Source organism: Kitasatospora sp. NPDC090091 (assembly GCF_044747365.1).
GTDB lineage: Bacteria > Actinomycetota > Actinomycetes > Streptomycetales > Streptomycetaceae > Kitasatospora.
Genome location: NZ_JBIVDY010000002.1, coordinates 32517 through 56868 on the forward strand (window position 1 = coordinate 32517; position 24352 = coordinate 56868).

At 70.2% G+C, this 24352-nt stretch carries 22 protein-coding genes, 1 tRNA gene and 1 other RNA gene; 9 read left to right on the forward strand and 15 right to left on the reverse strand.

Annotated features, from left to right (window positions below; all coding sequences use genetic code 11):
• Nucleotides 1-16: 16 nt before the first annotated feature.
• The 10 genes from ACIPSC_RS03090 to ffs form a co-directional block, all read right to left on the reverse strand.
• Nucleotides 17-814 carry an SURF1 family protein gene (locus ACIPSC_RS03090; RefSeq protein ID WP_400822546.1) on the reverse strand — a complete coding sequence of 266 codons (798 nt, stop codon included), beginning with the start codon at nucleotides 812-814 and terminating at the stop codon, nucleotides 17-19.
• A gap of 185 nt (nucleotides 815-999) precedes the next feature.
• Nucleotides 1000-2382, reverse strand: coding sequence for a hypothetical protein (locus ACIPSC_RS03095; protein ID WP_400822547.1), 1383 nt, complete (start codon nucleotides 2380-2382; stop codon nucleotides 1000-1002).
• Complete coding sequence (locus ACIPSC_RS03100; RefSeq protein WP_400822548.1) at nucleotides 2375-2920, reverse strand: SigE family RNA polymerase sigma factor; 546 nt, start codon at nucleotides 2918-2920, stop codon at nucleotides 2375-2377. Before ACIPSC_RS03100 ends, ACIPSC_RS03095 begins: the two co-directional genes overlap by 8 nt.
• Nucleotides 2921-3201: 281 nt before the next feature.
• Nucleotides 3202-4254 carry an aspartate-semialdehyde dehydrogenase gene (locus tag ACIPSC_RS03105; protein ID WP_400822550.1) on the reverse strand — a complete coding sequence of 351 codons (1053 nt, stop codon included), beginning with the start codon at nucleotides 4252-4254 and terminating at the stop codon, nucleotides 3202-3204.
• Nucleotides 4251-5531: an aspartate kinase gene (locus ACIPSC_RS03110; protein ID WP_238860084.1), complete on the reverse strand. Its 1281-nt coding sequence runs from the start codon at nucleotides 5529-5531 to the stop codon at nucleotides 4251-4253. Before ACIPSC_RS03110 ends, ACIPSC_RS03105 begins: the two co-directional genes overlap by 4 nt.
• Before the next feature lie 349 nt (nucleotides 5532-5880).
• Nucleotides 5881-6591: a DUF5063 domain-containing protein gene (locus ACIPSC_RS03115; RefSeq protein ID WP_400822552.1), complete on the reverse strand. Its 711-nt coding sequence runs from the start codon at nucleotides 6589-6591 to the stop codon at nucleotides 5881-5883.
• Complete coding sequence (gene recR / locus ACIPSC_RS03120) at nucleotides 6584-7183, reverse strand: recombination mediator RecR (protein ID WP_030288200.1); 600 nt, start codon at nucleotides 7181-7183, stop codon at nucleotides 6584-6586. The genes ACIPSC_RS03115 and recR overlap by 8 nt, the downstream gene beginning before the upstream one ends.
• Before the next feature lie 287 nt (nucleotides 7184-7470).
• Nucleotides 7471-7809 carry a YbaB/EbfC family nucleoid-associated protein gene (locus ACIPSC_RS03125; RefSeq protein ID WP_238860089.1) on the reverse strand — a complete coding sequence of 113 codons (339 nt, stop codon included), beginning with the start codon at nucleotides 7807-7809 and terminating at the stop codon, nucleotides 7471-7473.
• 147 nt (nucleotides 7810-7956) lie between these two features.
• The gene (locus tag ACIPSC_RS03130; protein ID WP_400822555.1) at nucleotides 7957-10155 is read right to left on the reverse strand and encodes a DNA polymerase III subunit gamma and tau; all 2199 of its coding nucleotides are present in this window, start codon (nucleotides 10153-10155) and stop codon (nucleotides 7957-7959) included.
• A 77-nt stretch (nucleotides 10156-10232) separates the two neighbouring features.
• Nucleotides 10233-10323, reverse strand: an RNA gene (ffs, locus tag ACIPSC_RS03135) — signal recognition particle sRNA small type.
• 123 nt (nucleotides 10324-10446) lie between these two features.
• Here ffs and ACIPSC_RS03140 point away from each other — a divergent pair.
• Nucleotides 10447-10531: transfer RNA gene (locus tag ACIPSC_RS03140), tRNA-Ser, on the forward strand.
• Between the two features lie 81 nt (nucleotides 10532-10612).
• On the opposite strand, the gene ACIPSC_RS03145 is transcribed toward ACIPSC_RS03140, so the two are convergent.
• Nucleotides 10613-11083 carry a tyrosine-type recombinase/integrase gene (locus ACIPSC_RS03145; RefSeq protein WP_400822556.1) on the reverse strand — a complete coding sequence of 157 codons (471 nt, stop codon included), beginning with the start codon at nucleotides 11081-11083 and terminating at the stop codon, nucleotides 10613-10615.
• Nucleotides 11084-11223: 140 nt separating this feature from the next.
• Between ACIPSC_RS03145 and ACIPSC_RS03150 the strand changes: the two genes are divergently transcribed.
• Nucleotides 11224-11586 (forward strand): hypothetical protein, encoded by a 363-nt coding sequence (locus ACIPSC_RS03150; RefSeq protein ID WP_400822558.1) that lies wholly within the window; start codon nucleotides 11224-11226, stop codon nucleotides 11584-11586.
• A gap of 81 nt (nucleotides 11587-11667) precedes the next feature.
• Here ACIPSC_RS03150 and ACIPSC_RS03155 read toward each other — a convergent pair whose 3' ends face one another.
• The 3 genes from ACIPSC_RS03155 to ACIPSC_RS03165 all read right to left on the reverse strand — a co-directional run bounded on the left by ACIPSC_RS03155 (nucleotide 11668) and on the right by ACIPSC_RS03165 (nucleotide 14113).
• Nucleotides 11668-12060: a hypothetical protein gene (locus tag ACIPSC_RS03155; protein ID WP_400822560.1), complete on the reverse strand. Its 393-nt coding sequence runs from the start codon at nucleotides 12058-12060 to the stop codon at nucleotides 11668-11670.
• Between the two features lie 176 nt (nucleotides 12061-12236).
• On the reverse strand, nucleotides 12237-13544 hold the full coding sequence (gene aspS, locus ACIPSC_RS03160) for an aspartate--tRNA(Asn) ligase (protein ID WP_400822561.1): 1308 nt from the start codon (nucleotides 13542-13544) through the stop codon (nucleotides 12237-12239).
• 131 nt (nucleotides 13545-13675) lie between these two features.
• Complete coding sequence (locus ACIPSC_RS03165; protein ID WP_400822563.1) at nucleotides 13676-14113, reverse strand: hypothetical protein; 438 nt, start codon at nucleotides 14111-14113, stop codon at nucleotides 13676-13678.
• 238 nt (nucleotides 14114-14351) lie between these two features.
• Here ACIPSC_RS03165 and ACIPSC_RS03170 point away from each other — a divergent pair, with 238 nt between their 5' ends.
• From ACIPSC_RS03170 to ACIPSC_RS03195, 6 genes are all read left to right on the forward strand, one after another.
• On the forward strand, nucleotides 14352-14507 hold the full coding sequence (locus ACIPSC_RS03170; RefSeq protein WP_400822565.1) for an SDR family NAD(P)-dependent oxidoreductase: 156 nt from the start codon (nucleotides 14352-14354) through the stop codon (nucleotides 14505-14507).
• Nucleotides 14508-14587: 80 nt separating this feature from the next.
• Complete coding sequence (locus ACIPSC_RS03175; RefSeq protein WP_400823324.1) at nucleotides 14588-14701, forward strand: SDR family oxidoreductase; 114 nt, start codon at nucleotides 14588-14590, stop codon at nucleotides 14699-14701.
• Nucleotides 14702-14988: 287 nt separating this feature from the next.
• Nucleotides 14989-16314: a hypothetical protein gene (locus ACIPSC_RS03180; RefSeq protein ID WP_400822566.1), complete on the forward strand. Its 1326-nt coding sequence runs from the start codon at nucleotides 14989-14991 to the stop codon at nucleotides 16312-16314.
• Nucleotides 16311-18230: a hypothetical protein gene (locus ACIPSC_RS03185; protein WP_400822567.1), complete on the forward strand. Its 1920-nt coding sequence runs from the start codon at nucleotides 16311-16313 to the stop codon at nucleotides 18228-18230. Before ACIPSC_RS03180 ends, ACIPSC_RS03185 begins: the two co-directional genes overlap by 4 nt.
• A complete protein-coding gene (locus ACIPSC_RS03190; protein ID WP_400822568.1) occupies nucleotides 18227-20377 on the forward strand; it encodes a hypothetical protein in 2151 nt (716 codons plus the stop codon). Before ACIPSC_RS03185 ends, ACIPSC_RS03190 begins: the two co-directional genes overlap by 4 nt.
• Nucleotides 20374-20865 carry a hypothetical protein gene (locus ACIPSC_RS03195; RefSeq protein ID WP_400822569.1) on the forward strand — a complete coding sequence of 164 codons (492 nt, stop codon included), beginning with the start codon at nucleotides 20374-20376 and terminating at the stop codon, nucleotides 20863-20865. Before ACIPSC_RS03190 ends, ACIPSC_RS03195 begins: the two co-directional genes overlap by 4 nt.
• Nucleotides 20866-20905: 40 nt before the next feature.
• On the opposite strand, the gene ACIPSC_RS03200 is transcribed toward ACIPSC_RS03195, so the two are convergent.
• Nucleotides 20906-23617, reverse strand: coding sequence for an NACHT domain-containing protein (locus ACIPSC_RS03200; protein WP_400822571.1), 2712 nt, complete (start codon nucleotides 23615-23617; stop codon nucleotides 20906-20908).
• Nucleotides 23618-23883: 266 nt separating this feature from the next.
• Here ACIPSC_RS03200 and ACIPSC_RS03205 point away from each other — a divergent pair, with 266 nt between their 5' ends.
• Nucleotides 23884-24315 carry an NUDIX domain-containing protein gene (locus ACIPSC_RS03205; protein WP_400822572.1) on the forward strand — a complete coding sequence of 144 codons (432 nt, stop codon included), beginning with the start codon at nucleotides 23884-23886 and terminating at the stop codon, nucleotides 24313-24315.
• Nucleotides 24316-24352 lie beyond the last annotated feature (37 nt).

The window sequence follows — 24352 nt, forward strand, 5'->3', positions numbered from 1 at the left end:
GGCCACCCGCCGGGCGCTACTCCAGGACCGGGTCCAGTCCGAGGGCCCGGTCCTGCTCGGCCTCCGCCTCGCGGCGCGCCAGGCGGAACCACATGAAGACGACGAAGCCGCCGAAGACGAACCACTCCAGGGTGTACCCGAGGTTCTGGAACGCCCGCAGGCTCAGGCCGTTGCCGCCCTGCGGCTGCACGGTCGGCACCGCGGTCAGCCCGGTCGGCACGGTGTCCGCGGCGACCCAGCCGTCGTACCAGCCGTCGTAGGAGAGCTTGTTGACCAGCGCGGCCTGGTTGATCGTGCCGAGCTGCCCCGCCGGGAGCCCGCCGGCCACCGCACCGCCGCTGCCGCTGGTCTCGCCCGCCTGAAGCCGCCCGGTCACCGTGACCTCGCCGGTGGGCGCCGCGACGGCGGACGCCTCGGCGGCCGGCCCACCCGGCGCACCCGGCGCCCAGCCCCGGACGACGGCGACGGTCCGGCCGTCACCCGTCCGCAGCGGGGTGAGCACGTAGTAGCCCTGCTTGCCGTCGAGCACCCGGTTGGGGACGACCAGCTGGTGCTCCTGGTCGAAGGTCCCGGAGACCGTCACGGCCCGGCCGACGGTGTCCGTGGTGACCTGCGGGCGGCCGTCGTCGAGCAGCTCGCCGAGCGGCCTGGCCGCTCCGGCGTCGGTCACCGACTTGCTGATCTCCTGGTGCGAGGAGACCTTGTCCTCGAACCGGCCGAGCTGCCAGGAGCCGAGCCAGACGCACACCGCCACGGCCGCCACGGCCAGCGCGGTGCCGCCCAGCCAGCGCGGGGTGAGGAGGAACCGGTACACACCCCCCACGGTAACCACTCCTCACACCGCTCCCGACCACAGGGGGTGCGCAGCAGCACGGGAAGTCGGCCCGTCCGACTTCCCGTGGACGGGCCGGGGCGCCGAGAGCGCCCGGGTCACCCTCACCGGGCCACCCGCGGGCTCGTCCGCCGGACGTCGGCCCGTCCGACTTCCGGCGCGCGGACTCAGCCGCCCGAGGGGGACGCCGACGGGGTCGCGGCGGGCGGGGGCGGGAGGGGCTGCGGGCCGGTGCGGTAGACCGTGCCGGAGCAGGCGCCGAGGAGGGTCGCCGTGGCCGCGGACGGGCTGCCGGGGGCCGGGGTGTGCGCGATGGTAACGGCGGACGGCGGCGTACTCGGCCCGCCGGTCGCGGTCGCGGTCGCGGTCGGGCTCGAGGCCGTGGTGGGACCGGCCGACGGCGAGGCCGAGCCCGCGCCGCCGCCCGCAGTGGGTCCGGCCGACGGTCCCCCCGCCGGGGCCATGGCGGCCGGGCCGCTGCCCGGCCCGCCGGACCGCGCACTCGACGACGTGCCCGCGCCGCCCGCGTCTCCCCCGCCTCCCGCGATGCCCGGATTGCCCGCCACCGGCCGGCCGGCCACGCCCGGCGTCGCACTGGGCGAGGAGCCGGCCGGTGCCGGGCAGCCGGCGGCGTCCGGCACCCAGCCGAAGTCCACCCGGTACCCCGCCCGCGGCGCGAGGAGCAGGCCCTGGCCGTCCGCGGCCGCGCCGCCGCCGTCGCCCGCGGTGGAGGTCGGGCCCGGCGCGGGCAGTCCGGTCGCGGGATCCCCGGCCACGTGGTCGGTCACCCTGATCCGGGCGGGGTCGGTGCCGGCGGTCTCGGTGACGGTGACCGAGCCCGGCCCGCCCAACCGGCAGACCCGGCCGGAGATGTTGACGACCATGAAGTACCCGTAGATCCGTCCGGCGCCGTCGGCCGCGCCGACCTGCGAGGCGCCGCGCCCGAGATCTCCGCGGGTGCAGAGCGGTACCAGGGGGCCGCCGTCGCTGCCGGCGCCGGCCGACGTGACCGGCACGGTCGGGTCCGGGACGGCGTTGGTGGCGCTCGCCCAGGGGCTGGGTGAGGCGCTGGCGGAGCCGGAAGGGGTGCCGCCGGTGGCGGTCCCGCTCCCCCCCGGGTGCGGGGTGGGGCCGTGGCCCCCGACGGTGCCGGGCCCGACACCGTCGTCGTCGTGGTCCGCGGCCGTCCCGCCGCGCGCGGTGGGCGAGCCCGGCCCGCCGGAGAGCCCCAGGTGGTCGGGGTCGTGCAGGGCGGGCAGGGCGATGGCGAGCGCGAGGGCCAGCGCGGCGGCGCCGGTCAGGGCCCCGCGCCGGGCGGCCCGTCGCCGCGGTACGGCGGTCCGGATCCGCTGCAGACCGGAGGGATCGGGCTCGATCTCGGCGACGGCGCGCTGCATCAGCTCCCGGAGCGTCCGCTCCTCCGCGCCCGCACCCGCGCCCGCGCCGCAGGCCGGGCCGCCCGGTGCGCCGGCCGCCCCACCCCGCCCGCCGGCGTCCGCGCCCTCGGCGCCGCCGCCGTCCCGCCTCGGACCGATCCGATCGTCAGCCATGCCCGGCCTCCATCTGGACCCGGAGTGCGGCGAGTCCGCGCGAGCCGTACGCCTTCACCGAGCCGAGCGAGATCCCCAGGGCCTCCGCGACCTGCGCCTCCGTCATGTCCACGAAGTAACGCAGCACCAGAACCTCCCGCTGACGGCGTTGCAGACCCCGCAGCGCGGCCTTCAACTGGTCACGCTCCAGGGCATCGTAGGCCCCTTCTTCTGCACTGGCCATGTCAGGCATCGGCTTCGGCAGCAGACGCAACCCGAGGATCCGGCGGCGCAGGGTGGAGCGGGACAGGTTGACCACGGTCTGCCGGAGGTAGGCGAGCGTCTTCTCGGGCTCGCGCACCCGGCGCCGGGCCGCGTGGACCCGGATGAACGCCTCCTGAACCACGTCCTCGCAGGTCGAGAGGTCGTCGAGGAGCAGCGCCGCGAGCCGCAGCAGGGAGCGGTAGTGGGCCTGGTAGGTCTCGGTGAGCAGATCCTCGCTGGCGCCGGCGGTGGTGTCGGCGCCGGGATCCGCCGCGCCGGGTGCGACCGCGGTCATCTGGCTGTCTTCCGGCCTATCCGAGGGCCGATGGGCGCGCGGCGGGAAGGTCACCGCGGCCATTGCCGAGATGCCCGCCCCAACCCCCACCATCACGTTCGCCACGCCCGTTGGACACTCGATCCCCTGTCATGGTTGCCCAGCCCGCGGGACATTCTCCCGCATGGGCCGAAGCGCCCTCCAGGGGATTGGGACGTTACCCACAACTACCCGGTCCGAGTCGGCGTCACCACCCCCCGGGCCAGGTCCTCACCGTCTCTCGACCGGGTCCTCACGACCCCTCAGCCGGAGAGCTCGCCCGCCACCAGTTCGGCGATCTGGAGGGCGTTGAGCGCCGCCCCCTTGCGCAGGTTGTCGCCGCAGAGGAAGAGGTCCAGCGCGGTCGGGTCGTCCAGCGCCCGGCGGACCCGCCCGACCCAGACCGGGTCCGTCCCCACCACGTCGTTCGGCGTCGGGAACTCCCCCGCCGCCGGGTCGTCGTAGAGCACCACGCCGGGGGCGTCCCGGAGGATCTCCTGGGCGTGCTCCTGCGTCACCTCGCGCTCGAAGACCGCGTGCACGGCCAGTGCGTGGGTGCGCACGACGGGGATGCGCACGCAGGTCGCGGAGACCCGCAGCGCCGGCAGGCCGAGGATCTTGCGCGACTCGTTGCGGATCTTGATTTCCTCGGACGACCAGCCGCCGTCCATCAGCGAGCCGGTCCACGGCACCGCGTTGAACGCGAGCGGGGCGGCGAACGGGCCGTTGTCGGCGATCACCGCGCGGAGGTCGCCGGTCTGCTCGCCGACCTCGGTGCCGGCGACCAGCGCGGTCTGCTCGCGCAGCGCGTCCACGCCGGACCGGCCCTCGCCGGAGGCCGCCTGGTAGGAGGCGACGACCAGTTCGCTGAGCCCGTACTCGGCGTGCAGGGCGCCGATCGCCGCGATCATCGCGAGCGTGGCGCAGTTGGGGCCGGCCACGATGCCGCGCGGGCGCATCCGGGCCGACGCCGCGTTGACCTCGGGGACGACCAGCGGGACGTCCTCGTCCATCCGGAAGGCGGCGGAGTTGTCCACCACCACGACGCCCTTGGCCGCCGCGATCGGCGCCCACTGGGCGGAGACCTCGTCCGGCACGTCGAAGAGCGCGACGTCGACACCGTCGAAGGCGTCCTCGTCGAGGGCGAGCACCTCGACGGGCTCCCCGCGCACGACCAGCTTGCGGCCGGCCGAGCGCGGGGAGGCGACGAGGCGTACCTCGCCCCAGATGTCCTGACGGAGGGAGAGCAGGCCGAGCAGCACCTCGCCGACCGCGCCGGTGGCGCCGACGACGGCGAGGTTCGGCCGCCGGGTCATCGCCCGGTGCCCCCGTAGACGACCGCCTCGTCCGACTCGCTGTCCAGGCCGAAGGCCGTGTGGACGGCGCGGACGGCCTCCGGGACGTCCTCGGCGCGGGTGACGACCGAGATGCGAATCTCCGAGGTGGAGATCAGCTCGATGTTGACGCCGGCCTCGGAGAGCGCCTCGAAGAAGGTCGCCGTGACGCCCGGGTTGGAGCGCATGCCGGCGCCGACCAGCGAGATCTTGCCGATCGCGTCGTCGTAGCGAAGCGACTCGTAGCCGATGCCCTCCTTGACCCGGCCGAGCGCGTCGATGGCCTTCTGGCCCTCGGTCTTCGGCAGGGTGAAGGAGATGTCGGTGAGCCCCGTCGACGCGGCGGAGACGTTCTGCACCACCATGTCGATGTTGACCTCGGCGTCGGCGATGGCGCGGAAGATCCGCGCCGCCTCGCCCGGCTTGTCCGGAACGCCGACGACCGTCACCTTGGCCTCGGACGTGTCGTGGGCGACTCCGGAGATGATGGCCTGCTCCATCTCGCCCCCTTCGGGCTGGTTCGGGTTGTCGTTGCTGACGATCGTCCCGGGAAGGCCCGAGAAGGACGAGCGTACGTGAATCGGGATGTTGTAGCGCCGCGCGTACTCCACGCAGCGGTCGAGCAGCACCTTGGAACCGGACGAGGCCAGCTCCAGCATGTCCTCGTACGCGATCCAGTCGATCTTGCGGGCCTTCTTCACCACGCGCGGGTCGGCGGTGAAGACGCCGTCCACGTCGGTGTAGATCTCGCAGACCTCGGCCTTGAGGGCCGCGGCGAGGGCGACGGCGGTGGTGTCCGAGCCGCCGCGGCCGAGGGTGGTGATGTCCTTGCTGGACTGCGAGACACCCTGGAAGCCGGCCACGATCGCGATGTTGCCCTCGTCCAGGGCGGTGCGGATGCGGCCCGGCGTCACGTCGATGATGCGCGCCTTGTTGTGGACCGAGTCGGTGATGACACCGGCCTGGCTGCCCGTGAAGGACTGGGCCTCGTGACCCAGGGATTTGATCGCCATGGCCAGCAGGGCCATGGAGATGCGCTCCCCAGCGGTCAGCAGCATGTCGAACTCACGGCCGGCAGGGAGCGGGGACACCTGCTCCGCGAGTTCGATGAGCTCGTCCGTCGTGTCGCCCATCGCGGACACCACGACGACGACCTCATGGCCGGCCTTCTTGGCGTCAACGATTCGACGGGCCACGCGCTTGATGCCCTCGGCATCCGCAACGGATGAGCCGCCGTACTTCTGCACGACAAGGCCCACGTGCGCTCCTCGACTTGTGTCGTTTCCGGGGGCCCGGGGCCCCCGGCACCCCCGGGTGGCGGGGGCTGTGCGGTCGGCGCCAGTCTACCGAGCAGGGGTGGCCCGGCCGCTGCTTTCCATATGATGAGACGCACGTTTCAGCAGGTGGGCGCCGGTGCGGGGACCCGACCGGCAGGTCTGCGGGCGCCTCGCCGCCCTCCCGAAGAATCGGCGGACGAACGGACGACGGCCCCCGGGATTTCCGTTCCGCGGAGATCCCTGAGGTTTCCGTCACAGCGCCGCACAGCGCCGTACAGCACCGCACTTCGCCGCACTTCGCCGCGAACGGCTCCTGGCAGAACCGGGGGCCCTAGCGGTGGAGGCCCAGCTCGGCTGCCATCAGGTCGCCGGCCTGCTGCTCCAGCTGCTCGTCGGTGAGCCCGTCGTCGTCGGTGTCCGCGCCGTCCGGGACCGCCCCGATCGGGCTGTCCAGCCGGACGTGGGCGATCAGCGACTGCAGCGCCCGGAGCACCGCCGTGCAGGTGGTGCCCCAGTTGGAGAGGTACGAGAACTGCCACCACCAGAGCGCCTCGCTGACGCGTCCCTCGCGGTAGTGGGTGAGGCCGTGCTGCAGCTCGCTGACCACACCGGCCAGGTCGTCCGAGATCCGGAACGCGTTGGGCTTCTCCGGCGGACCGTACGGGTCGAAGACCTCGTGGTAGACGTCGATCGGCGCGAGCAGCTCGGCCAGCCGCTCGCGCAGCTGCTCACCGTCCGGCTCCGGCCCGGTGTCGGGCTCGAACCGGTCCTCGGGGACGACGTCCTCGATGGCGCCCAGCCGGCCACCGGCCAGCAGCAGCTGCGAGACCTCCAGGAGGAGCAGCGAAACCGCGCTGCCGGGCTCGTCGCCCTTGGCGACCTCGGTGACGGCGAGCACGAAGCTCTCCACCGAGTCCGCGATCTGCACCGCGAAGTCGTCCGGCTCGGAGCCGTGCGCGTGGGTGTGCGGGGCGTGCCGGTCGTGCTGCGGACCGGCCTGGTGGGGCGTGTGGGGCTGCTGGTTGATCGTCCGGTCAGACATCGAGCAGTCGTCTCCCTTCGAAGGCACGGCCGAGGGTGACCTCGTCCGCGTACTCCAGGTCCCCGCCGACGGGCAGTCCGCTCGCCAGCCGGGTCACCTTCAGGCCCATCGGCTTGCAGAGCCGGGCCAGGTAGGTGGCGGTCGCCTCCCCCTCCAGGTTGGGGTCGGTGGCCAGGATCAGCTCGGTGACCGTGCCGTCCGCGAGGCGTGCCAGCAGCTCGCGGATCCGCAGGTCGTCCGGGCCGACGCCCTCGATCGGGCTGATCGCGCCGCCCAGCACGTGGTAGCGGCCGCGGAACTCGCGGGTGCGCTCGATGGCGACGACGTCCTTGGGCTCCTCGACCACGCAGATCACCGCGAGGTCGCGACGCGGATCGAGGCAGACCCGGCACTGCTCGGCCTCCGCGACGTTGCCGCAGACGACGCAGAACCGGACCTTGTCCTTGACCTCCAGCAGCGCGTGCGCCAGCCGGCGCACGTCGACCGGGTCGGCCTGCAGAACGTGGAAGGCGATCCGCTGCGCGCTCTTGGGCCCGACGCCGGGCAGCCTGCCCAGTTCGTCGATCAGGTCCTGAACCACGCCCTCGTACACGTCGCGCCTTCCCTCAGGTGGTCGGTGGGGCACCCGCTCGGGGCGCCCCGGTGCCATCATCCAACGAATCGGGCGCCGGGCACACCGCCCGACGCCCTACTCCCGCATAAATCACACAGGTCGACTGTCTGAACTTCGGACCGTCAACCCCTCTCACCGCTTGCGGTCGAACCGCACCGCCCGCCGTCCGGGCTCACCGCTCGCGGCCGAACCGGAACGATCGCCTTCGGCCCCGGATCTGCCCTGGATCGGGCCTGGATCGGCCCTGGATCAGCCCCGGAACGGACCTAGAACGGCAGACCGGGGATGCCGCCGCCCAGGCCCTGGGTCAGCGGGCCCATGCGCTCGGCCTGCATCTTCTGCGCGGCCTGGTTGGCGTCGCGGACCGCCGCCAGGATCAGGTCGGCCAGGGTCTCGGTGTCCTCCGGGTCCACGGCCGCCGGGGCGATGGTCAGCGCCACCAGCTCACCGGCACCGGTCACCGTCACCTCGACCAGGCCACCGCCCGCCGAACCGTTCACCTTCGCCTCGGCCAGCTCCTGCTGCGCCTTGGCGAGGTCCTGCTGCATCTTCTGCGCCTGCTTGAGCAGCTGCTGCATGTTGGGCTGGCCACCACCGGGGAACACGGCTCACTCCTTGCGTTCTGTGTGCGTGCTGTCGCGCTTGCGTCGTCACCCCGAGCCTACGTGCTCTCCGCGCCCGGTACGCCCGTACGGCCGGGTGGAGCGCCGGGCACCTCAGCCCCGGGGGCCCGGGGCCATCGGGCCCGGGGCTCAGCCGCCGCTGTGGCGGATCTCCTCCAGGACCGTCGCTCCGAGCTCGCGGATGATCAGCTCCTGGCCGGAGAACGCGTCCTCGTTGATGTCCGGGTCGTCCTCCTCCGGGATGTCGTCCTCCGGGGCGACCGCCTGCACCGGCCGGCCGACCGGCGCGGCCACCGCGGCCTGCGCCTGCACGGGCGGCTGTGCCACCGGCGCGACCGGGGCCACGGGGGGCGCGGCCATCGGCGCGGGCACGGGGCCGGGCGCCGGTGCGGAGGGCTGTACCGCGGGCGCGGGCGCAGCCGGGCGCGCCGGGGCGGCACCCCAGCCGCCCCCACCGCCCCCACCGCCCCCACCGCCGCTGCCGCCGAAGCTGCCGCCGCCGGCCGAACCGCCACCGCCGGCACCACCGGCGCCGCCCGACGGGTCGACGATGCACTCGATCCGCCAGTCCACACCGAGGGCGTCGGCGAGCGCCTGGCGCAGCACGTCGTCACTGTTGCTGCCGACGAAGCTGTCCCGGGCGCCCGCGTTGATGAACGACACCTGGAGCACGCTGCCGTCGAACCCGGCCACCTGGCCGTTCTGGCTGAGCAGGATCCAGGTGAAGCGGCGGCGGTTCTTCACCGCCTCCAGGATCTGCGGCCAGAGCTGGCGGACCTGCGCCGCGCCCTGCTGGGCGGCCTGCGAAGGCTGTCCGCCGCCCGGCGCGGCCGCCGGCGCCTGGACGGGCGCGGCCGTTGCGGGTGCGGGCTGTACGGGCTGTGCGGGCGCCTGCTGCACCGGTGCCGGCTCCGCCGGCGCACCGGCCGCACCGGCCGGCGGGAAGCTGCGCGGGATCGGCCAGGCACCGGGCGCGGGCCCGGCCGGGGCCGGCGGCGCCGCGGGCGGAGCCACCGGGGCGGGGGCGGCCTGCACGGGCGCCATCTGTACGGGGGCGGGCTCGTCCACCACCGCCGGGGCCGCCACCTGCGGCACTGCTGCCGGCACTGCCGCCGGAGCGCCCAGGGGAGCCGCCGCAAGGGCTCCCGGCTGTGCCGCGAACCCTCCGGCCGCCGCCCGCCGCTCCAGCTTGTCCATCCGCGCCTGCAGCGACAGCTCGTCGCTGTACGCGCCCGGCAGCATCACCCGGGCGCAGATCAGCTCCAGCTGCAGCCGCGGCGCCGCGTTCCCCCGCATCTCGGTCAGCCCGGTGTTGACGATGTCGGCCGCCCGGCTGAGCTCCGCCGCCCCGAACGCGTCCGCCTGCGCCTGCATCACCGCGACGCGGTCGGCCGGGGCGTCGATCAGCCCCTTCTCTCCCGCGTCCGGCACAGTGGCCAGGATCACCAGGTCGCGCAGGCGCTCCAGCAGGTCCGTCACGAACCGCCGCGGATCGTGCCCGCCCTCGACCACCCGGTCGATCACCTGGAACACCGTCGCCCCGTCGTGCGCGGCGAAGGCGTCCACCACCTCGTCCAGCAGCGCCGAGTCCGTGTACCCGAGCAGCGCGGTGGCCATCTGGTACGTCACACCGCCCTCGGCGGCCCCGGCGAGCAGCTGGTCCATCACCGACATCGAGTCACGCACCGACCCGGCGCCGGCCCGCACCACCAGCGGGAAGACGGAGTCCTCGACCTGGATCTGCTCCCGGCCGCAGACCTCCGCCAGGTAGTCCCGCAGCGTGCCGGGCGGCACCAGCCGGAACGGGTAGTGGTGCGTGCGGGACCGGATCGTCCCGATCACCTTCTCCGGCTCCGTGGTGGCGAAGATGAACTTGAGGTGCTCCGGCGGCTCCTCCACCACCTTCAGCAGCGCGTTGAAGCCGGCCGAGGTCACCATGTGCGCCTCGTCCAGGATGAAGATCTTGTACCGGCTGTGCACCGGCGCGAAGAAGGCCCGCTCGCGCAGCTCCCGCGCGTCGTCCACACCACCGTGCGACGCCGCGTCGATCTCGATCACGTCGATCGACCCGGGCCCGCCCGTCGCCAGGTCCCGGCAGGACTGGCACTCCCCGCACGGCGTCGGCGTCGGCCCCTGCTCGCAGTTCAGGCAGCGGGCCAGGATGCGCGCGCTCGTCGTCTTGCCGCAGCCGCGCGGGCCGCTGAACAGGTACGCGTGGTTGACCCTGTTGTTGCGCAGGGCCTGCTGGAGCGGAGCGGTCACGTGCTCCTGCCCGATGACCTCGGCGAAAGTCTCGGGGCGATAGCGGCGGTACAGGGCTAGGGACACACCACCGACGATATCGGGACGGACAGACAAACGCGTCGCCCCTCGTCCCGCCCCCGCCCACCCTTCCCCGGGAACGCAAAGACCCCTCGCGCACCCGCCAGAGCCCTCCTACCCTTGCTGCCTTCCGGCCCTGGGGGGGTTCAGAGAGATAACGCCACACGAGGGGCTGACCCCCACAGTACCGGATCCCCGCCCCTCACCTCCACCTCCCCGATCCGCAGGTCACACCACTCCCCCGCCTACGAGATACGTGGTCGCGACCACCCCTGAACATGTACTAAGCTCTCCCTCGGAGGATTCGCCTAGAGGCCTAGGGCGCACGCTTGGAAAGCGTGTTGGGGGCAACCCCTCACGAGTTCGAATCTCGTATCCTCCGCCTCCGCCCGCCAGGGCAAACGAAGGCCCCCGACCGCCCAGCGGTCGGGGGCCTTCGTCGTGTCCCGTCTCCGTTTCCGTCTCAGTCGGCCGTTTCTGGGCCGCCGCCGGCCGCTCCGGCGGGCAGACCCCAGAGCAGACCGCCGATCTTCTCCGCGACTTCTTGCAGCATCGGGTCGGTCACGTGCTGGTAGCGCTTGGCCATGGAGGTGGACGACCAGCCCATGATGGCCATCACGATCCGCTCGGGGACCTTGGGAAGCAGCAACACGGTCCCAGCGGTGTGGCGGGCGTCATGGAGCCGGGCTTCGCGGACGCCGGCGGCCCCCAGGATGTCCTTCCACTCGTGGTAGTCGGTGTTCGGGTTCAGCGGCTCCCCCGTCGGCGAGGCGAAGACGTAGTCCTTGTCCGTCCAGAGCTGCCGCGCATCAGCCCGCTCCCGGGCCTGCTCCTCCCGGTGCTTCCGGAACAGCTTGATCAGCTCGTCCGGGAGCGGGATCGGGCGGCGGCCGGCCCGGGACTTGGTGCCCTTCGTCTCCCGCCGGGTCTGCACCCGCTGACGGCAGTAGCCGGCCTTCCGCCCGCAGTCGCCGCCGCAACCGTGCGCATACTTCGACCTGAGGCCCCCCGGCGAAGCCTGACGACGCCCAGCTCCAGGTCGACATCTGACCACTTCATACCGAGCGCCTCTCCTTGGCGCAGGCCGAGTGCAAGCGCGATGACCCACCGGGCCGGATGCCGACGACGTCCGACCTCCAGCAGGATCTTCTGCACCTCACCGACCGAATAGGGCTCGATCTCCTTCTCTTCGAGGCGCGGCGCTTTGGCGATCGTGGCCACGTTGCGGGTCACGTGGCCACGCCGAACGGCCTCGCCGAGGGCTACCCGGACCGGGGCCTGGTGGACAGTACCGGCGGCGCTGCCGCTGGCCTGCATCTTCTTGTAGAAGCGCTCCAGGTGCTCGGGCTCCAGCTTCTCCAGGCGGTGCGCGCCGAGGCCGGGGACGAGGTGCACGCGGACAGCGACCCTCGTATCCGGCGTACGTGTTCTCGCTGACGGTGCCCGGCACGATCTCCTTGATCCATTAGGTCAGCCACTTGCCGGCCGAATCCTCCGGCCAACCACCTCGCCGAGCCCTCACCCCTTCGATGTCTTCTCCGGCGGCCGGGTACCATCCCGGCCGCCGTGCGTCCTGTGTGCTTGCCAACCGACACCCGACACCGAAGGACACCACTTGACCAACCCCAGCACCGACCACGACGGCCACCACAGAGCCGTCATCCGCGCCGTCCCCCACCCCGGCGAACTCGACGCCCGCGGCATCGTCATCACCTGCCCCAACGCCGCGCCCGCCGCGATTGGCTTCTCCTCAACGTCCGCCAGCAGGTATTCGTCCGCTTCCGATGCGCGGCCGAGTGGCACGAGCCCGACCTCACCCGCGCGTACTTCGACCTGCACTTCACCGCCGCCGAACACGAATGGGACGACTACGACACCGCCATGCGGGCACTCGACTTCGACGGCCTGCACGCCGGCACCACCTGGGGCTGGGCAAACAGCTCTACGGGCGGTATCGCAGCGCGGGTGAGCACGGTCAGGCCGACGACGGCAGGGGCTCGGAACTTGCGAGTCGCGCCCCCTCCGTCCACAGGTGCAGGACCGGCTCGCTGCAGCCGTTCAGGCCGCGATCCCCCGAACGCTCCCAGCTACGGCTCCAAGCGGTGGGGCCCGCGGAAGAGGAAGGTGACCTCGCGGATGGTGGGGAGGCCCAGGAGCAGCATGAGAAGCCTGCCAAGGCCGAGGCCGAGGCCGCCGTGGGGCGGGGTGCCGAAGCGGAAGCAGTTCAGGTAGCTGGCGAGGGGCTCAGTCTCCATGCCCTTCTCGCGGGCCTGGGCGATGAGACGCTCGTGGCGGTGCTCGCGCTGGGCGCCCGTGGTGATCTCGATGCCCTTCCACAGCAGGTCGAAGGACTCGGTGACGGTGGGGTCGTCTTCGGGCCGCAGGTGGTAGAACGGGCGGACGGAGGCGGGAAACCGCGTCACGAACACGAACTCGTGCCCGGTCTCCTCCGCGATCAGGGTGGAGAGCTTGCGCTCGCCTTCGGGGTCGAGGTCGTCCTTGACGCCTTCGGGGTCCCAGCCGGTGGCCCGGAGCTTGGTGAGGGCGTCCGCCATTGTGATGCGCGGGAACGGCGTCTCGGGGACCACGACTTGGACGCCGAAGTGCTCGTTGATGGCGTCGCCGTGGCGCTCGGAGACCTTCTGGAGGACGCGCTGGAGGAGGCGTTCCTCGAAGGCCATGACGTCCTCGACGCCGTCGATCCAGGCGAGTTCGGCGTCGACGCCGGTGAACTCGGTGGCGTGGCGGGAGGTGAAGGACGGCTCGGCGCGGAAGACGGGGCCGATCTCGAAGACCTTGTCGATGCCGGCGGCGATGGCCATCTGCTTGTAGAACTGCGGGGACTGGGCGAGGTAGGCGGTGCGCTCGAAGTAGCCGACCTTGAACACCTCGGCTCCGGACTCGGAGGCGGTGCCCATCAGCTTGGGGGTGTGCAGCTCGGTGAAGCCCTCCTCGGCGGTGACCTCGCGCATGGCCTGCTCGACGGTGGTCTGCACCGCGAAGACCAGGTGCTGCGAGGGCCGGCGGATGTCGAGGAAACGCCAGTCGAGCCGCTGGTCCAGGCCCGTGTGCTCGTCGATGGGCAGCTTCGGCTCGGCCGGGGAGACGACCTCGACGCGCTCGGGGACGATCTCCAGGCCGCCGAGCTTGACCTGCGGGTTGCCGACGACCTTGCCGGTGATCTTCACGGCGGACTCGGCGGTGATGCTCTCGAAGACTGCCTCGATCTCGTCGCCTTCGCCGCCTCGGGCGTGGGTGACCTGGATGAGGCCGGTGTGGTCGCGGACCAGCACGAACTGCATGCGCCGCTGGAGGCGAAGTGTGTTGATCCAGCCGTAGACGGTGACCGTCTCGTCGAGGTGGCTGGACAGGTCTGCGACGAGGGTGCGCGTCATGGCTGGCAACTCCCTGGTTGCGGGCGCGTTGGTCGCGCCAAAGGCGTCGGACGGTAGACGGCCGCCCGGGGGGACTGGTTCACCATAACCGAACCTGTCCCGCCCGCCCCGCCGGATTAAGCCGTTCGTGATCACGCGAGGCTGAACACGCCGGAGAAGACCGGGAGTTCGTAGCGGTCGATGATGTCGTTGAAGCCGACGTGGACGTCGATCAGTCCGTCGAGGTCGTACTGGAACGGGATGTCCATCTGCTTGACGACGAACGGGGTGAGGACGGTCGGCGCGGGGCACACGCCCAGCTCGGCGATGGTCTCCAGACCACGGAGAGTGTCTTCGGCAGGCTCGATGCCGGCGAGCAGGCAACTGCCGACCTCGAGGCGACCGAAGACGTCGACTGCGTCGGCGAAGACGGCCGTGTAGTCGTCGAAGGTCAGGGTGCCCTTGTAGCCGTGAACGTGGCGCTGGCGGTAGTCGTTGTTGACGATCTCGACGCCGGAGTTGAAGCGGCTGATCCCGGCTTCGCGCAGCGTGGTCAGGTAGTCGTGGCGGTGGGCTGCGTCGCGGCGCATGCGGTCGGGGATGACCTGGGAGACGTAGATGCCTCCGGTGTAGCCAATTCCGCGCAGGGTGGGGGCCCCGACCGCTCAGCGGTCGGGGCCTTCGTCGTTCTGTGGTTGCAGTTTTAGCGCAAGAGCACGGCGGGCGAGTACCTGCGGGTACGGCACGGCCATGCCCGTCTCAAGATCGGCTACCTGATCGAGGACGCCGCCCAGCCACTACCGCACCTGCCGAGTCGTCACCCCCGGCATGACCGCCCGGCGCTGGGGCCGCGTCGTCAACATCTGCAGCGTCAATGCCCGCGCCGGACGCCCCGGCCTCGCCGCCTACAGCACCGCCAAGGCCGGACTGATCGGCTCACCAGATCGCTGGCCAGGGAACTTGGCCCGGTCGGAATCTGCGTGAACACTGTCCTCCCCGGGGCCATCCAGGTCGAGGCGGAGAACGACCTGCCCGCCCACCACCGCGCCCGACCCTAGGACCAGATCCGCCGCCAGTGCGTCCAGCGCCGCGGTCGCCCCGAGGACGTCGCCGCCGCAACGGCCTTCCTCGCCGGGCCGAGCGCGTCCCTCATCACCGGCCAGTCCTCGCTTCTCTAGCGAGTCCCGTGTTGTTGCAGATCCGTGTTGCTGGGTGCCGCGTACCGGAAGCGTCACCGATTCGGGTGAACGGGTGGCTGTTGAGGCCCTGGTGTGACCTGGGGCAATGCAGGATCCGTGGCGTGAGATGGAGGGTGTACTTTCACGGGGAACGCGTGGGCCTTCTCCCAGAGTGCGACGACCCAGTCGTGTTGCAGCACCGGGACGTCCTCTTGCGGGCCGCAGCCAGGCCGCGGAGGGCTGGCCAGCCATTCCTGCTCGATCCTCTGGGCGCCCCAGATCTCCGAGTGGACAGTTGGTTCGACAGCGACGACGTTCGCGACCTGGGGCGGAAGACCTGGCGGAAGTACGCGTACAGCCTTGCGGTGTGGCTGAACTTCCTTTGGTCGTACGGGCGGCCATGGGACGGCGTCGAGCCGACGGCAGTGGAGGCCTTCAAGACCTGGCGGATGCTGGACGGGCGCAACCCACGTCTGGTGGAGTCGGGCACCTACAGCGACAACCTCACCCACATCCGGCTGTTCTACCTGTGGGCGGCGAACGAGTTCCAGATCACCAACCCGATTCGGACCCGCCCGGGGCGGGGCAAGCGGCACGACGGCACACGGTCAGAGAAGCCCGTGACCGATCCGAAGGCGACACGGGACCGGGATGTGAAGTGGTTCGACCCGGCCGGCTACGAGCGGTACCGGGACTGCGGGCTGCTCGGACTGACGCTGGAGGGCGACGAGGACCCGAGCTGGCGGGGCCGCAACGGGCAACGGAACGCCGCCTTCGCGGACTGCCTCTACAACTCAGGGCTGCGGCTGGAGGAAGGCGGCTCGCTGCTGCTGGTCGAGCTCCCGCCGGACGACCCCAGCCGCGGCTTCTACACCTGTCACCTTGCCGAGCAGACCGCCAAGGGCAGCGTGGCGCGCAAGTACTGGATGTCGCGCAAGGGCCTGGTGCCAGTGCTGAATTACTGCGAGGGCGAGCGGGCCACCGCGGTGCGTCGGGCACAGGCCGCCGGACGCTACGAGCGCATCGCGGGCACCCGGTTGCTGACGCGGACGCTGTCCGGTCGGCGGGTGAGGCTGATCGGACCGGACGGCCTGGTCGAGGAGGTGCCGCTGAGCTCGCTGACGCCGGAGGCCCGCCGACTGCTACTACGTGAGACACCGCAGGGGTTGGAGCCGGTTGCACTGTGGCTGAACGAGGACGGGATGCCCCGGGATCCGCACGGGTGGCAGCACGTCTTCACCCAGGCCAATCAGCGGCTGCGCGACGGCCTGGGGCTGGAGGGGTTCGCGGGCGCGGCCCATATGCTCCGCCACAGCTTCGCGCTGCGCTGGTTCTCGGTGGGTCGGCTGCTGTTCGACAGGAAGTTCGCGCACCTGGACGGGGAGGAGCTGCGGGATCTGCGTTACGAGTTCGGCAGCACCTGGGACCTGGTGCGACTTTTGCTCGGGCATGCGGACCAGCGCACCACCAAGGAGATCTACCTGGAGCCCTTCGAGGCCCTGGAACTGGAGTTGCTGCTGATGCATGCCGACAGCAGCGGCATCGCGGACCTGATGGCGGCGGTCTACGGCGCTGACCGGCGGGTGCTGGGCGATCCAGTGGCGGCTCGATGAGCCCGGGGCGCCCGGCGACGATGCCGGAGGCGGGCTACGTCCCGCCGCAGCGGCTGTTCCTTGAGGAGGATCAGTGCCGGGTGCGGTTCTTCTCGGAGCAGGACCCCGACGAGGTGGCCGACTACGACTTCGCAACGCTTCCGGTGGCCCGTCCGCTGCAGGAGGCGTTCGCCCGTGCCTTCAACGCGCACGTAGGACCGGCCGGGAAAGTGAAGGCGTCCGCTGTTGCCAGCAACACCTTTCGACTGCTGAGTTACTTCGTCGACATCCTGCTCCTCGACGAGAAGCATCCGCAGGCCCCGCAGGACCTGGCGCCCAGGCACCTGACGTCGTTCCTCCTCGGCAGAGGAGATGCACCGACTGCCGGGATGGCTGTGGGGGCACTGAGGGCTCTCCTGATGAACGTGGAGGGGCTGACGCCGCAGTTCGCCGCGAAGTGCGCGGAGTGGGTGCCAGCACGACGGGACCGGATCGCCTCGCGGGGCAGCTACAGCCTGGCCGAGGAGAAGGCGATCCTGGACAACGCGCGGAAGGTGGTGCGGGCGGCCGCGAAACGCATCCGCGAGTCCCGCGAGGTGCTGGGGCGGTGGCGCGAGGGCCGTACCTCGCGCGAGGAGGAACCGGTGCTCTACGAGTACGGCTCGATCCTCGACCGGGTCGAGGCGACCGGGGGGCTGCCGCGCAACAAGCGGGGCAACGGACTTGCACCGTGGGTAGTCCCCCACGGGACCGTGGCCGAGTTGACCACCCGGCTGCACCTGACCCGGGATGAGACGTGCGCGCTGGTGATTCTGCTGGTGCGGCTGACCGGGGAGAACGGCTCGACGATCATCAAGGCGCCGGCAGCGTTCCACCGCACTGACGGCGGGGCCGGGCCGCTGGCCACGGTCCAGGTCGACCTGAGCAAGCCCCGACGGGGCAAGCGGCGCTACATGACTGCCGCGCTGAGCGACCTGCCGCCGTGGGCGCCTGCACCAGCGGAGGAGGGTGAGCTGTCGGCCCGAGACGAGTTGCACACACCGTTCGGCCTCTACATGCTCGCGCTGGAGCTGACCGCCTCGTCGCGAAGGATCAAGGGCAGCAACCGGCTCCTGGTCTACTGGGTTCCCAAGGCCGGGTCAGGGCGCCCGTCCAAGAGCATCGAAGTGATCAAGCGCCGCAACGTGTGCGGGAGGGGCTTTCGCGACCAACTGTCGCAGGCGGCGGTGGGTGAGTGGGGCGCTGGCCTGAACCTGGTCGCCGATGAGCCCGGCGAAGAGGGCAACCCCCAGCGGCTGATCGTGGGTGCCGGGCGGATGCGGGTCACGCACGGGGCACGCGAGCAGAAGCCGGTGGCCCAGACCCGGGAGACCCTGGCGAACATCTACCTGCGACGGGACAAGTCGAGCCTGCGCGAGTACCAGAAGGTGGTCGCCGACGTCCTGGAGAACGAGGTCGCCAAGGCCCGCACCGCGGGCCGAATCCCACGACTGAGTACGGCGGACGTCGCCGAGGCCCTGCGCGCCCCTGAGACGGTCGCCAGACGGTTCGGGGTGACGACGGAGATGATGCGGTTGCTGGTCGCCCGGGACGCCGACACGGTGCTGGCCGCCTGCGTGGACAACGACAACAGCCCGCACAGCACGCCCGGCGAGCCCTGCCGGGCGTCATTCCTAAAGTGCCTGGAATGCCCGTGCGCCCGTGCGATGCCCCACCACCTGCCGCTCCAGGTGGTGGCCCGGGACATGATCGACGAACGCCGCACGCACATGACAGCCCTCCGCTGGGCCGAGCGGTTCGCCCTGCCCTTCGAAGAACTGGATGATCTGATCCGGTCGGCGGGCAAGCGGGCCGAGGACCGGGCCCGCGCGGCGGCGGGCCAGGAGGAGCGGGACCTGGTACGGCGACTGCTGGATGGAGAGCTGGACGAACGATGAGCCACGACGAAGCCGCCCGCGCGCCAAAAGAGATGTTCCTGCCCGGCCCGGGCACGGTGGTGCTGCAGAACCGGCAGCTGCGGCCCGGCACGGACCACTCAACGCTGTCGGTGGTGGGCGACCTGCGCTGGAACCTGCGGCCGGCCATCCTTGAGGATCACATGGCCTCGGTCAGCATCAACTTCGCGTTGGTGCCCGAGCGGTTCCGCGACATCGCCAAGGTCTACATCTGGATGGAGCTGAACTGCGAGGAGGGGTTGACGATCCTCCGCAGGGCGAACATCAACGGCAAGCTCGCAGTGTTCACGATGGTCTCTCAACTCCGCAACCTGCGCGGGCTGTTGGACTGGCTGGATGTCCACGGGTTCACCTCGGTCGCGGAGGCGACGTCGGAGGACCTGGAGGACTACCTCGACGCAGTGCGGGACGCGGAGCTCACCCACGGCTACCGCAGCGATCTGCTGCAGGCCGTCCGGAGGTTGTGGGCGTTTCGCGAGCTGCTGCCTCCCGAGGGGCGGCTACCCGAGATGCCGCCCTGGGGAGGGAAGGAGTCCAGGGTCCTACTGGGCAAATCGCGGCGGGACCGGGAGAACGGCACTCCCCGCATCCAGGAAGCGACGATGACGATGACGGTGCTGTGGGCGGCGAGGTTCGTCGAGGACTTCGCCGAGGACATCATCGCGGCGCTGGAGGAGTTCCGGCCGCTGTTCGGCTGCAAGCCCGGCCGCCACACTCCCGGCCCCCACCGCCGGGTTCGGATCCCGGGCCAGGCAGGGGCAGCCCCGGAGGTCGGCGCCCTGATCAAGTCCTTCCGAGTGAGCGGCCGTGACCTGCCTGGCAGGCAGAGGGAGGACGGCACCTGGGAACCGGACTGGCCCTTCCTCGCCAAGCTCCTGGATCTCGGGCTCACCACAATGCAGAAGAACCAGGCGTACCGAGACATGTTCCTCACCTCCGGCATCCCCGTCGCCCACGGCACGTTCCTTACTCTCCAGCCCCGGCGCCTGCTGGACGGCAAACCCTGGGCGAAGAACATCGCCTACAACGACGTCAAGCAGCTGGTGCGAACACTGTCGACCGCATGCTTCCTTCTGGTGGCCTACTTGACTGGCTGCCGGCCCGGGGAGGCGCTCAACCTGCGGCGGGGCTGCTTGCGCCGGGACCGGGTGACGAAGCTGTGGGAGGTCCACGGCCGGAAGTGGAAGAACGCCCGAGACGAGAACGGCGAGAAGATCCCCGAGGGGCAGTTCCGCGACGAGCCGTGGATCGCCCCCGCCCTCGTCGCCACGGCGATCGGCGTCCAAGAACGCCTCCACGACGCCGATGTCCTGTTCCCCGTCTGGCTGGTAGCGGACGAACGTGCCGAGCACGAGGGAGGCGAGGCCCGCACGCTCGCCTCGATCAATGAGGACCTGAACCGGTTCGTGACCTGGGTGAACCACTTCTGCGACCGGCACGGCCGCAGCGATGTGATCCCCGTCGATTCCAGGCGGCTGACAAGCTCACGCCTGCGGCGCACGCTGGCCTGGTTCATCTGTCGCCGCCCACGCGGCATGGTCGCCGCGGCGATCCAGTACGGGCATCTCCGGGTCCAGATCACTCAGGGCTATGCCGGCACATACGCCTCGGGATTCCCTGACGATCTGGCGTTCGAGCGGTGGCTGACCCGGCTGGAGGACTTGCAGGACGCAGACCGGCGCTTGAAGGCCGGCGAGCACGTCAGCGGCCCCGCCGCCGACACCTACCGATCGCGGGTGGGCGGAGGGACGAGGAAGTTCGCCGGGCGGGTCCTGAGGACCGGGGCTGAGGCGAGGCACGTGATGGCGAACGCCTCGCTGCAGATCTACCCAGGTAGGGGAATGACCTGTGTATTCACCGCATCGACGGCACGCTGCGAGCTGAATCCCTCCCTCGACGACGCACGGGTCACTCCGGACACCGAGGGCTGCCATCCGGCCTGCGTCAACATCTGCCGGACCGACGACAATATCGACGAACTGCGGACCGAGGCAGCGGAGTTGAGAACCGTGGTCGCTGACGAGACGAGTCCGCCGATTCGCTGGGAGCGTGAGCGCCGGCGCCTGGCCCAGCTGGACCGGCTCATCGAGGACCACGAGCGTGGACGCATCGGAGGGGACGCGCGGTGAAGGCCGAGCAAGAGCCACCGCAGGAGTTGTGCGTCAGGCTGAGGGCCGCCGCCGACCGGCTGCTGGCTGGCACCCCGCTGCACTCATCGGGCAAGCTCACCGTCCTCGACCTGGCAGAGGAAGCCCAGATCAAGCGGTGGCTGCTGACGCACAAGTACCCGAACGTCCTCATGGCCAAGTATCAGGCGGAGTTCAAGGCCGCCCAACACCGGAGCGAGCCGGTCAGGAAGGCCGAGGCCGAGATCGACAAGCTCCGCGAGGACCTGGCCCGGGCCAGGAAGGAGAAACGTCAGCTGGCAGACCTTCTGGGCAGCTACGCGGTCATGATCGAGCAGCTGGCTCGTGAGCGAGCCGAGGCCATCGCCGAACGCGACCAGGCTCTGGCTGCCCGAGATGCCGCTCTGGGTGTCACCGCCCTGAATCCGCCACCGCAGCGGACGGCCCCCACCGGCAGGGCGCACCGTCCGCTTCCGCGCGGTCGGCGGTGACCCTTGCGGCCCGTTTCCGCACATCAACCATTTCAGGGGCTCACTGCTCGTCGAACCTCTCGGTTGTGCGTAGCCGCCACTTCGATGGCCCGGCCGAGTTCACAGGCTCCTCGATGAGCTTTCCCTCCTTGACCATCTTCTTCACGTAGTCCCTCCACCGTTCGATGCCATACTCCCGAGTCCACTTCATCCGGACGTCCTCGTCCGGCGGGTTGTGGCGCTCGTTTACGACGATCGCAACGCGGATGTTCGCGATCTTGTCTCTGAAGAACGCCTCGATCGCACTCTCGTCGGCCGGCTCCTCGGGCAGGTTGAGCAGTTCCCGCATTCGGCGTGGACTGCTCGCCAACTCGTTCTGTGTGAGCAACTCGGACACCTGCTTATACGAGTCGCCCAGGAGAGCGTCACCCGAAGCCTCGGATAGGTCCAGCCGGTCTACCTGGCACGAGGTCAGCCGGACAGTGATGCCTGGTCCGACAACCAGGTTCCGGATCTCCGCCTGGTCGAGCGAAACAAAGCCCGAGCCACCAAGTTCGAGCCTGTCGACAACGATCCGGCTCGCGGATCGCGTGCCCTCGGCGGTCCCGTGCACCCTCGCCCACAACTCGCCAAGGCTGGCCATGGCAAGACGACAGTGCTCGGGGGATTCCGCCGCAGTCACCCGCACCTGGAGCTCAGCAATTACGCGCTCAATCGTTTCGGCCTGGCCCTGCGGCCACATCGAGCGGATCAGCTGAGCGCATAGTGCCGAGATGGCGACATTGGACAGCAGGGACAGCGCCTGATCGAACGGCACCCGCGTGACCTGCCGAGCAAGGAAGTGCTCGGCGATCGCTAGGTGAGTGAACCTGAAGGACAGTTCCTCGTCCGACCATTCGGCGCTCATGCCACACAGCGCGACCAGCCGGCGCTTCTCCTCCTGCTTGAGTTCTCGCTCCAGCGCCTGCCACGCCGCCAGTTCCAGGTCATCTTCGGAGATGTCTGGCGTCACCTTGCGGGCGCTCAGTTCCGCAGCCTCGCAGAAGATCTCGGCGAGCTCGTCCTGATCAAAGATGGGGACGCCTTGCTGGCCGACCAGCTTGCTGAGCTCCCGCTGCAGGTAGGCGTCGACCACGAACCGCAGAAACTCAGTCGACTGCTCAGACTGCTTCCAGGCGGCATAGGCAAGGCAGAAGAACGGGGTGGTCAACAGCTGCCGGATCTCCGGGGAGTTGACTGCGGTCCCCACGTCAATCGGCAATTTTGCGGTGAGCGCCCGCAGTTGCTCGGGCCGCCACGGCAGCAGCTCCATAGTCGTCAGACGATGGTGCGACTCCTTCGCGGGATGCTCCCTCAGGCTGTTTCGCAACCGCGCCTCGGAGTAACTCGACCGCGCCGACAGAATGACGGCTCCCCTGTTGCGCAGCTGATCCAGGATCGGCTGCAAGCCTGACAGCGGGTTGTCGTAGGTTCGGAAGCCCAGCATCTCATCGAAGCCGTCGATGACCAGTATCGCCAGACCCGCGCGGCAAAGGGCCAGCACCGACTCCCGGTCCAGGATCCTCGTGCCCGCGACGCAGTCGTTGATCAGCTTCTCTAGGCTGGTCGCACCGGATCTACTGGACGAGATGTAGATCGCCACAGGTTCGAGGTCGCCGCCCGGCGCCAGAGAGTCCCGGGCAAACTGCAACAGACTGTGTGTCTTGCCAGACCCGGCCTCGCCTGTCAGCGTGATGAGGTTCGTGCTGCCGCGGTAGGCGCTGACGCCGTCTGTGACCTTCGCGCACGCCTCTGTGATGGTCAGGTCGCTTTGAGCCCCACGATAGTCATCGTCGATCCGTACCAGGGTGGGTACGTGCGATACGTGCCGCCGCAGGTTCGGGAACAGCTCGTCACTGATCCGGTCTTCTGCGGCGAGTTGCTCCTCCAAACCCTCCAATAGCCGCTGTTTGAGCAACGACCAGTTGCAGATGTCGGCCAGAAACGCCTGGTACGGCCTCCGCCCAGCCTCGGTCAGCCAGGTCCTGGCATGGTCCGTGGTGAGTTCGAACCGGTCGACGCGCCTCTCTGCCCCGTCGGAGGTGCGCCGGTCCCAGCTCACCACGATGGGCTCCGGCGGCGAGACCAAGGTGCAGACCGAGCCCCTCTCAGAGAAGCCCTTGAGGTCTCGCGCAATGTCCCGGGCAAAGTCATCGAGCAGCAGGTCACCGCGCTGCAGCCCCAGACTCTTCAGCGCGTTCAGGGTCTCGCGATCCGTCACGTCGACAGCCTCCCCATGGCGGGGCCAATATCGTGCGACCACCCCCGAGTAGGAGTGCAGAGCAGCGAGGTCGCCGTTGACCGGACGGAAGAGTGGCTGCAACTCGACGGCGTGCCCATGCTCATAGATCCGCACGATCCGTTCGGCGTTGTCGGACACCACTCGGTGGAGAACCTCCAGGTCCACGCTCTCCGGCATGGGGCCGCCGTGACACACCTGGTTGCGTACCTGCTGGATCGATAGCAGCGGGTCATTGACCACCGTGGCGTAGATGCAGGACGCAACAGCATGCGCGTCCTGCTGGCACTCGGGACAGCCAAGCCTCTCGCTCTGCAGCTTGCTGTACTCTGCCCATTTCTCCAGCGATCCCGGGGTGCTGAACTTGGCCGGCGTCTCGTCTGCAGCAGCGCAGAGCAGCCCCAGCACCCGTAGTTGGTACTCCACGTGGACCAGCGTCCTGAATGGATCCTGCTGCAGGTCCGGTGCCGCGACGAGGTCCGCGATGGTCAACATCCACTCCATGACGCGCAGGGCGGCCGCACACACGGAACAGCCGAAAGCATCTACCAATCAGATTACTGACGTCCTGTCAAGTTGATCGAAGTCCTCTGTGGCAGGACCGCAGGGTGGGGCGCTCGTACAGGACAAGTCCGTCGCTTCGCCTGAGCAACTGACCAGCAACAGACAACACACACAGACCGGCTAGAGAACGTTGCACGTCGACGGCGGCTCGATCCTCCACTGACCGCCCGGCACCACCGAGACAGGAAGAGACCACCATGCAGCACCGAGTCCGCGCCGTCCTCCTCACCCCGAACAACACCACGCTGCTGATCAAGCGCATCCGCCCCGGCATCGAGCCGTACTGGGTGATCGTCGGCGGCAAGATCGAGCCGACCGACGCCAGTCCCGAGGACGCCCTGCAGCGCGAGGTCCGCGAGGAGATCGCCGGCGAGGCCGAGATCATCAGCCTGCTCCACACCCTGGAGACCGACGAGGAGCGCCAGGACTTCTACCTCGCCACCATCGACAAGTGGAGCTTCGAGGATCGCACCGGCCCCGAGTTCAGCCAGGAGGGCCGAGGCGATTACATCCTGGAGGAGATCCCCCTGACCGCCGAAGCCCTCGACGCGATCAACCTCCTGCCCCAGGAGATCGCCACCGTCCTCCGCGAGGCCGTCGAGCGCGGAGAACTCCTCGCTACCAAGTAGTCCGAGGAGAGCACGGCCTGGCGAACGCCAGCCGTGT

What these genes read in the sequence shown, in the direction of transcription:
- ACIPSC_RS03095 (WP_400822547.1), bottom strand. Translation starts at nt 2,382, where the DNA reads ATGGCTGACGATCGGATCGGTCCGAGGCGGGACGGCGGCGGCGCCGAG.
- ACIPSC_RS03100 (WP_400822548.1), bottom strand. Translation starts at nt 2,920, where the DNA reads ATGACCGCGGTCGCACCCGGCGCGGCGGATCCCGGCGCCGACACCACC.
- ACIPSC_RS03105 (WP_400822550.1), bottom strand. Translation starts at nt 4,254, where the DNA reads ATGACCCGGCGGCCGAACCTCGCCGTCGTCGGCGCCACCGGCGCGGTC.
- ACIPSC_RS03115 (WP_400822552.1), bottom strand. Translation starts at nt 6,591, where the DNA reads ATGTCTGACCGGACGATCAACCAGCAGCCCCACACGCCCCACCAGGCC.
- aspS (WP_400822561.1), bottom strand. Translation starts at nt 13,544, where the DNA reads ATGACGCGCACCCTCGTCGCAGACCTGTCCAGCCACCTCGACGAGACG.
- ACIPSC_RS03165 (WP_400822563.1), bottom strand. Translation starts at nt 14,113, where the DNA reads ATGCGCCGCGACGCAGCCCACCGCCACGACTACCTGACCACGCTGCGC.
- ACIPSC_RS03170 (WP_400822565.1), top strand. Translation starts at nt 14,352, where the DNA reads ATGACCGCCCGGCGCTGGGGCCGCGTCGTCAACATCTGCAGCGTCAAT.
- ACIPSC_RS03185 (WP_400822567.1), top strand. Translation starts at nt 16,311, where the DNA reads ATGAGCCCGGGGCGCCCGGCGACGATGCCGGAGGCGGGCTACGTCCCG.
- ACIPSC_RS03190 (WP_400822568.1), top strand. Translation starts at nt 18,227, where the DNA reads ATGAGCCACGACGAAGCCGCCCGCGCGCCAAAAGAGATGTTCCTGCCC.
- ACIPSC_RS03200 (WP_400822571.1), bottom strand. Translation starts at nt 23,617, where the DNA reads ATGTTGACCATCGCGGACCTCGTCGCGGCACCGGACCTGCAGCAGGAT.
- ACIPSC_RS03205 (WP_400822572.1), top strand. Translation starts at nt 23,884, where the DNA reads ATGCAGCACCGAGTCCGCGCCGTCCTCCTCACCCCGAACAACACCACG.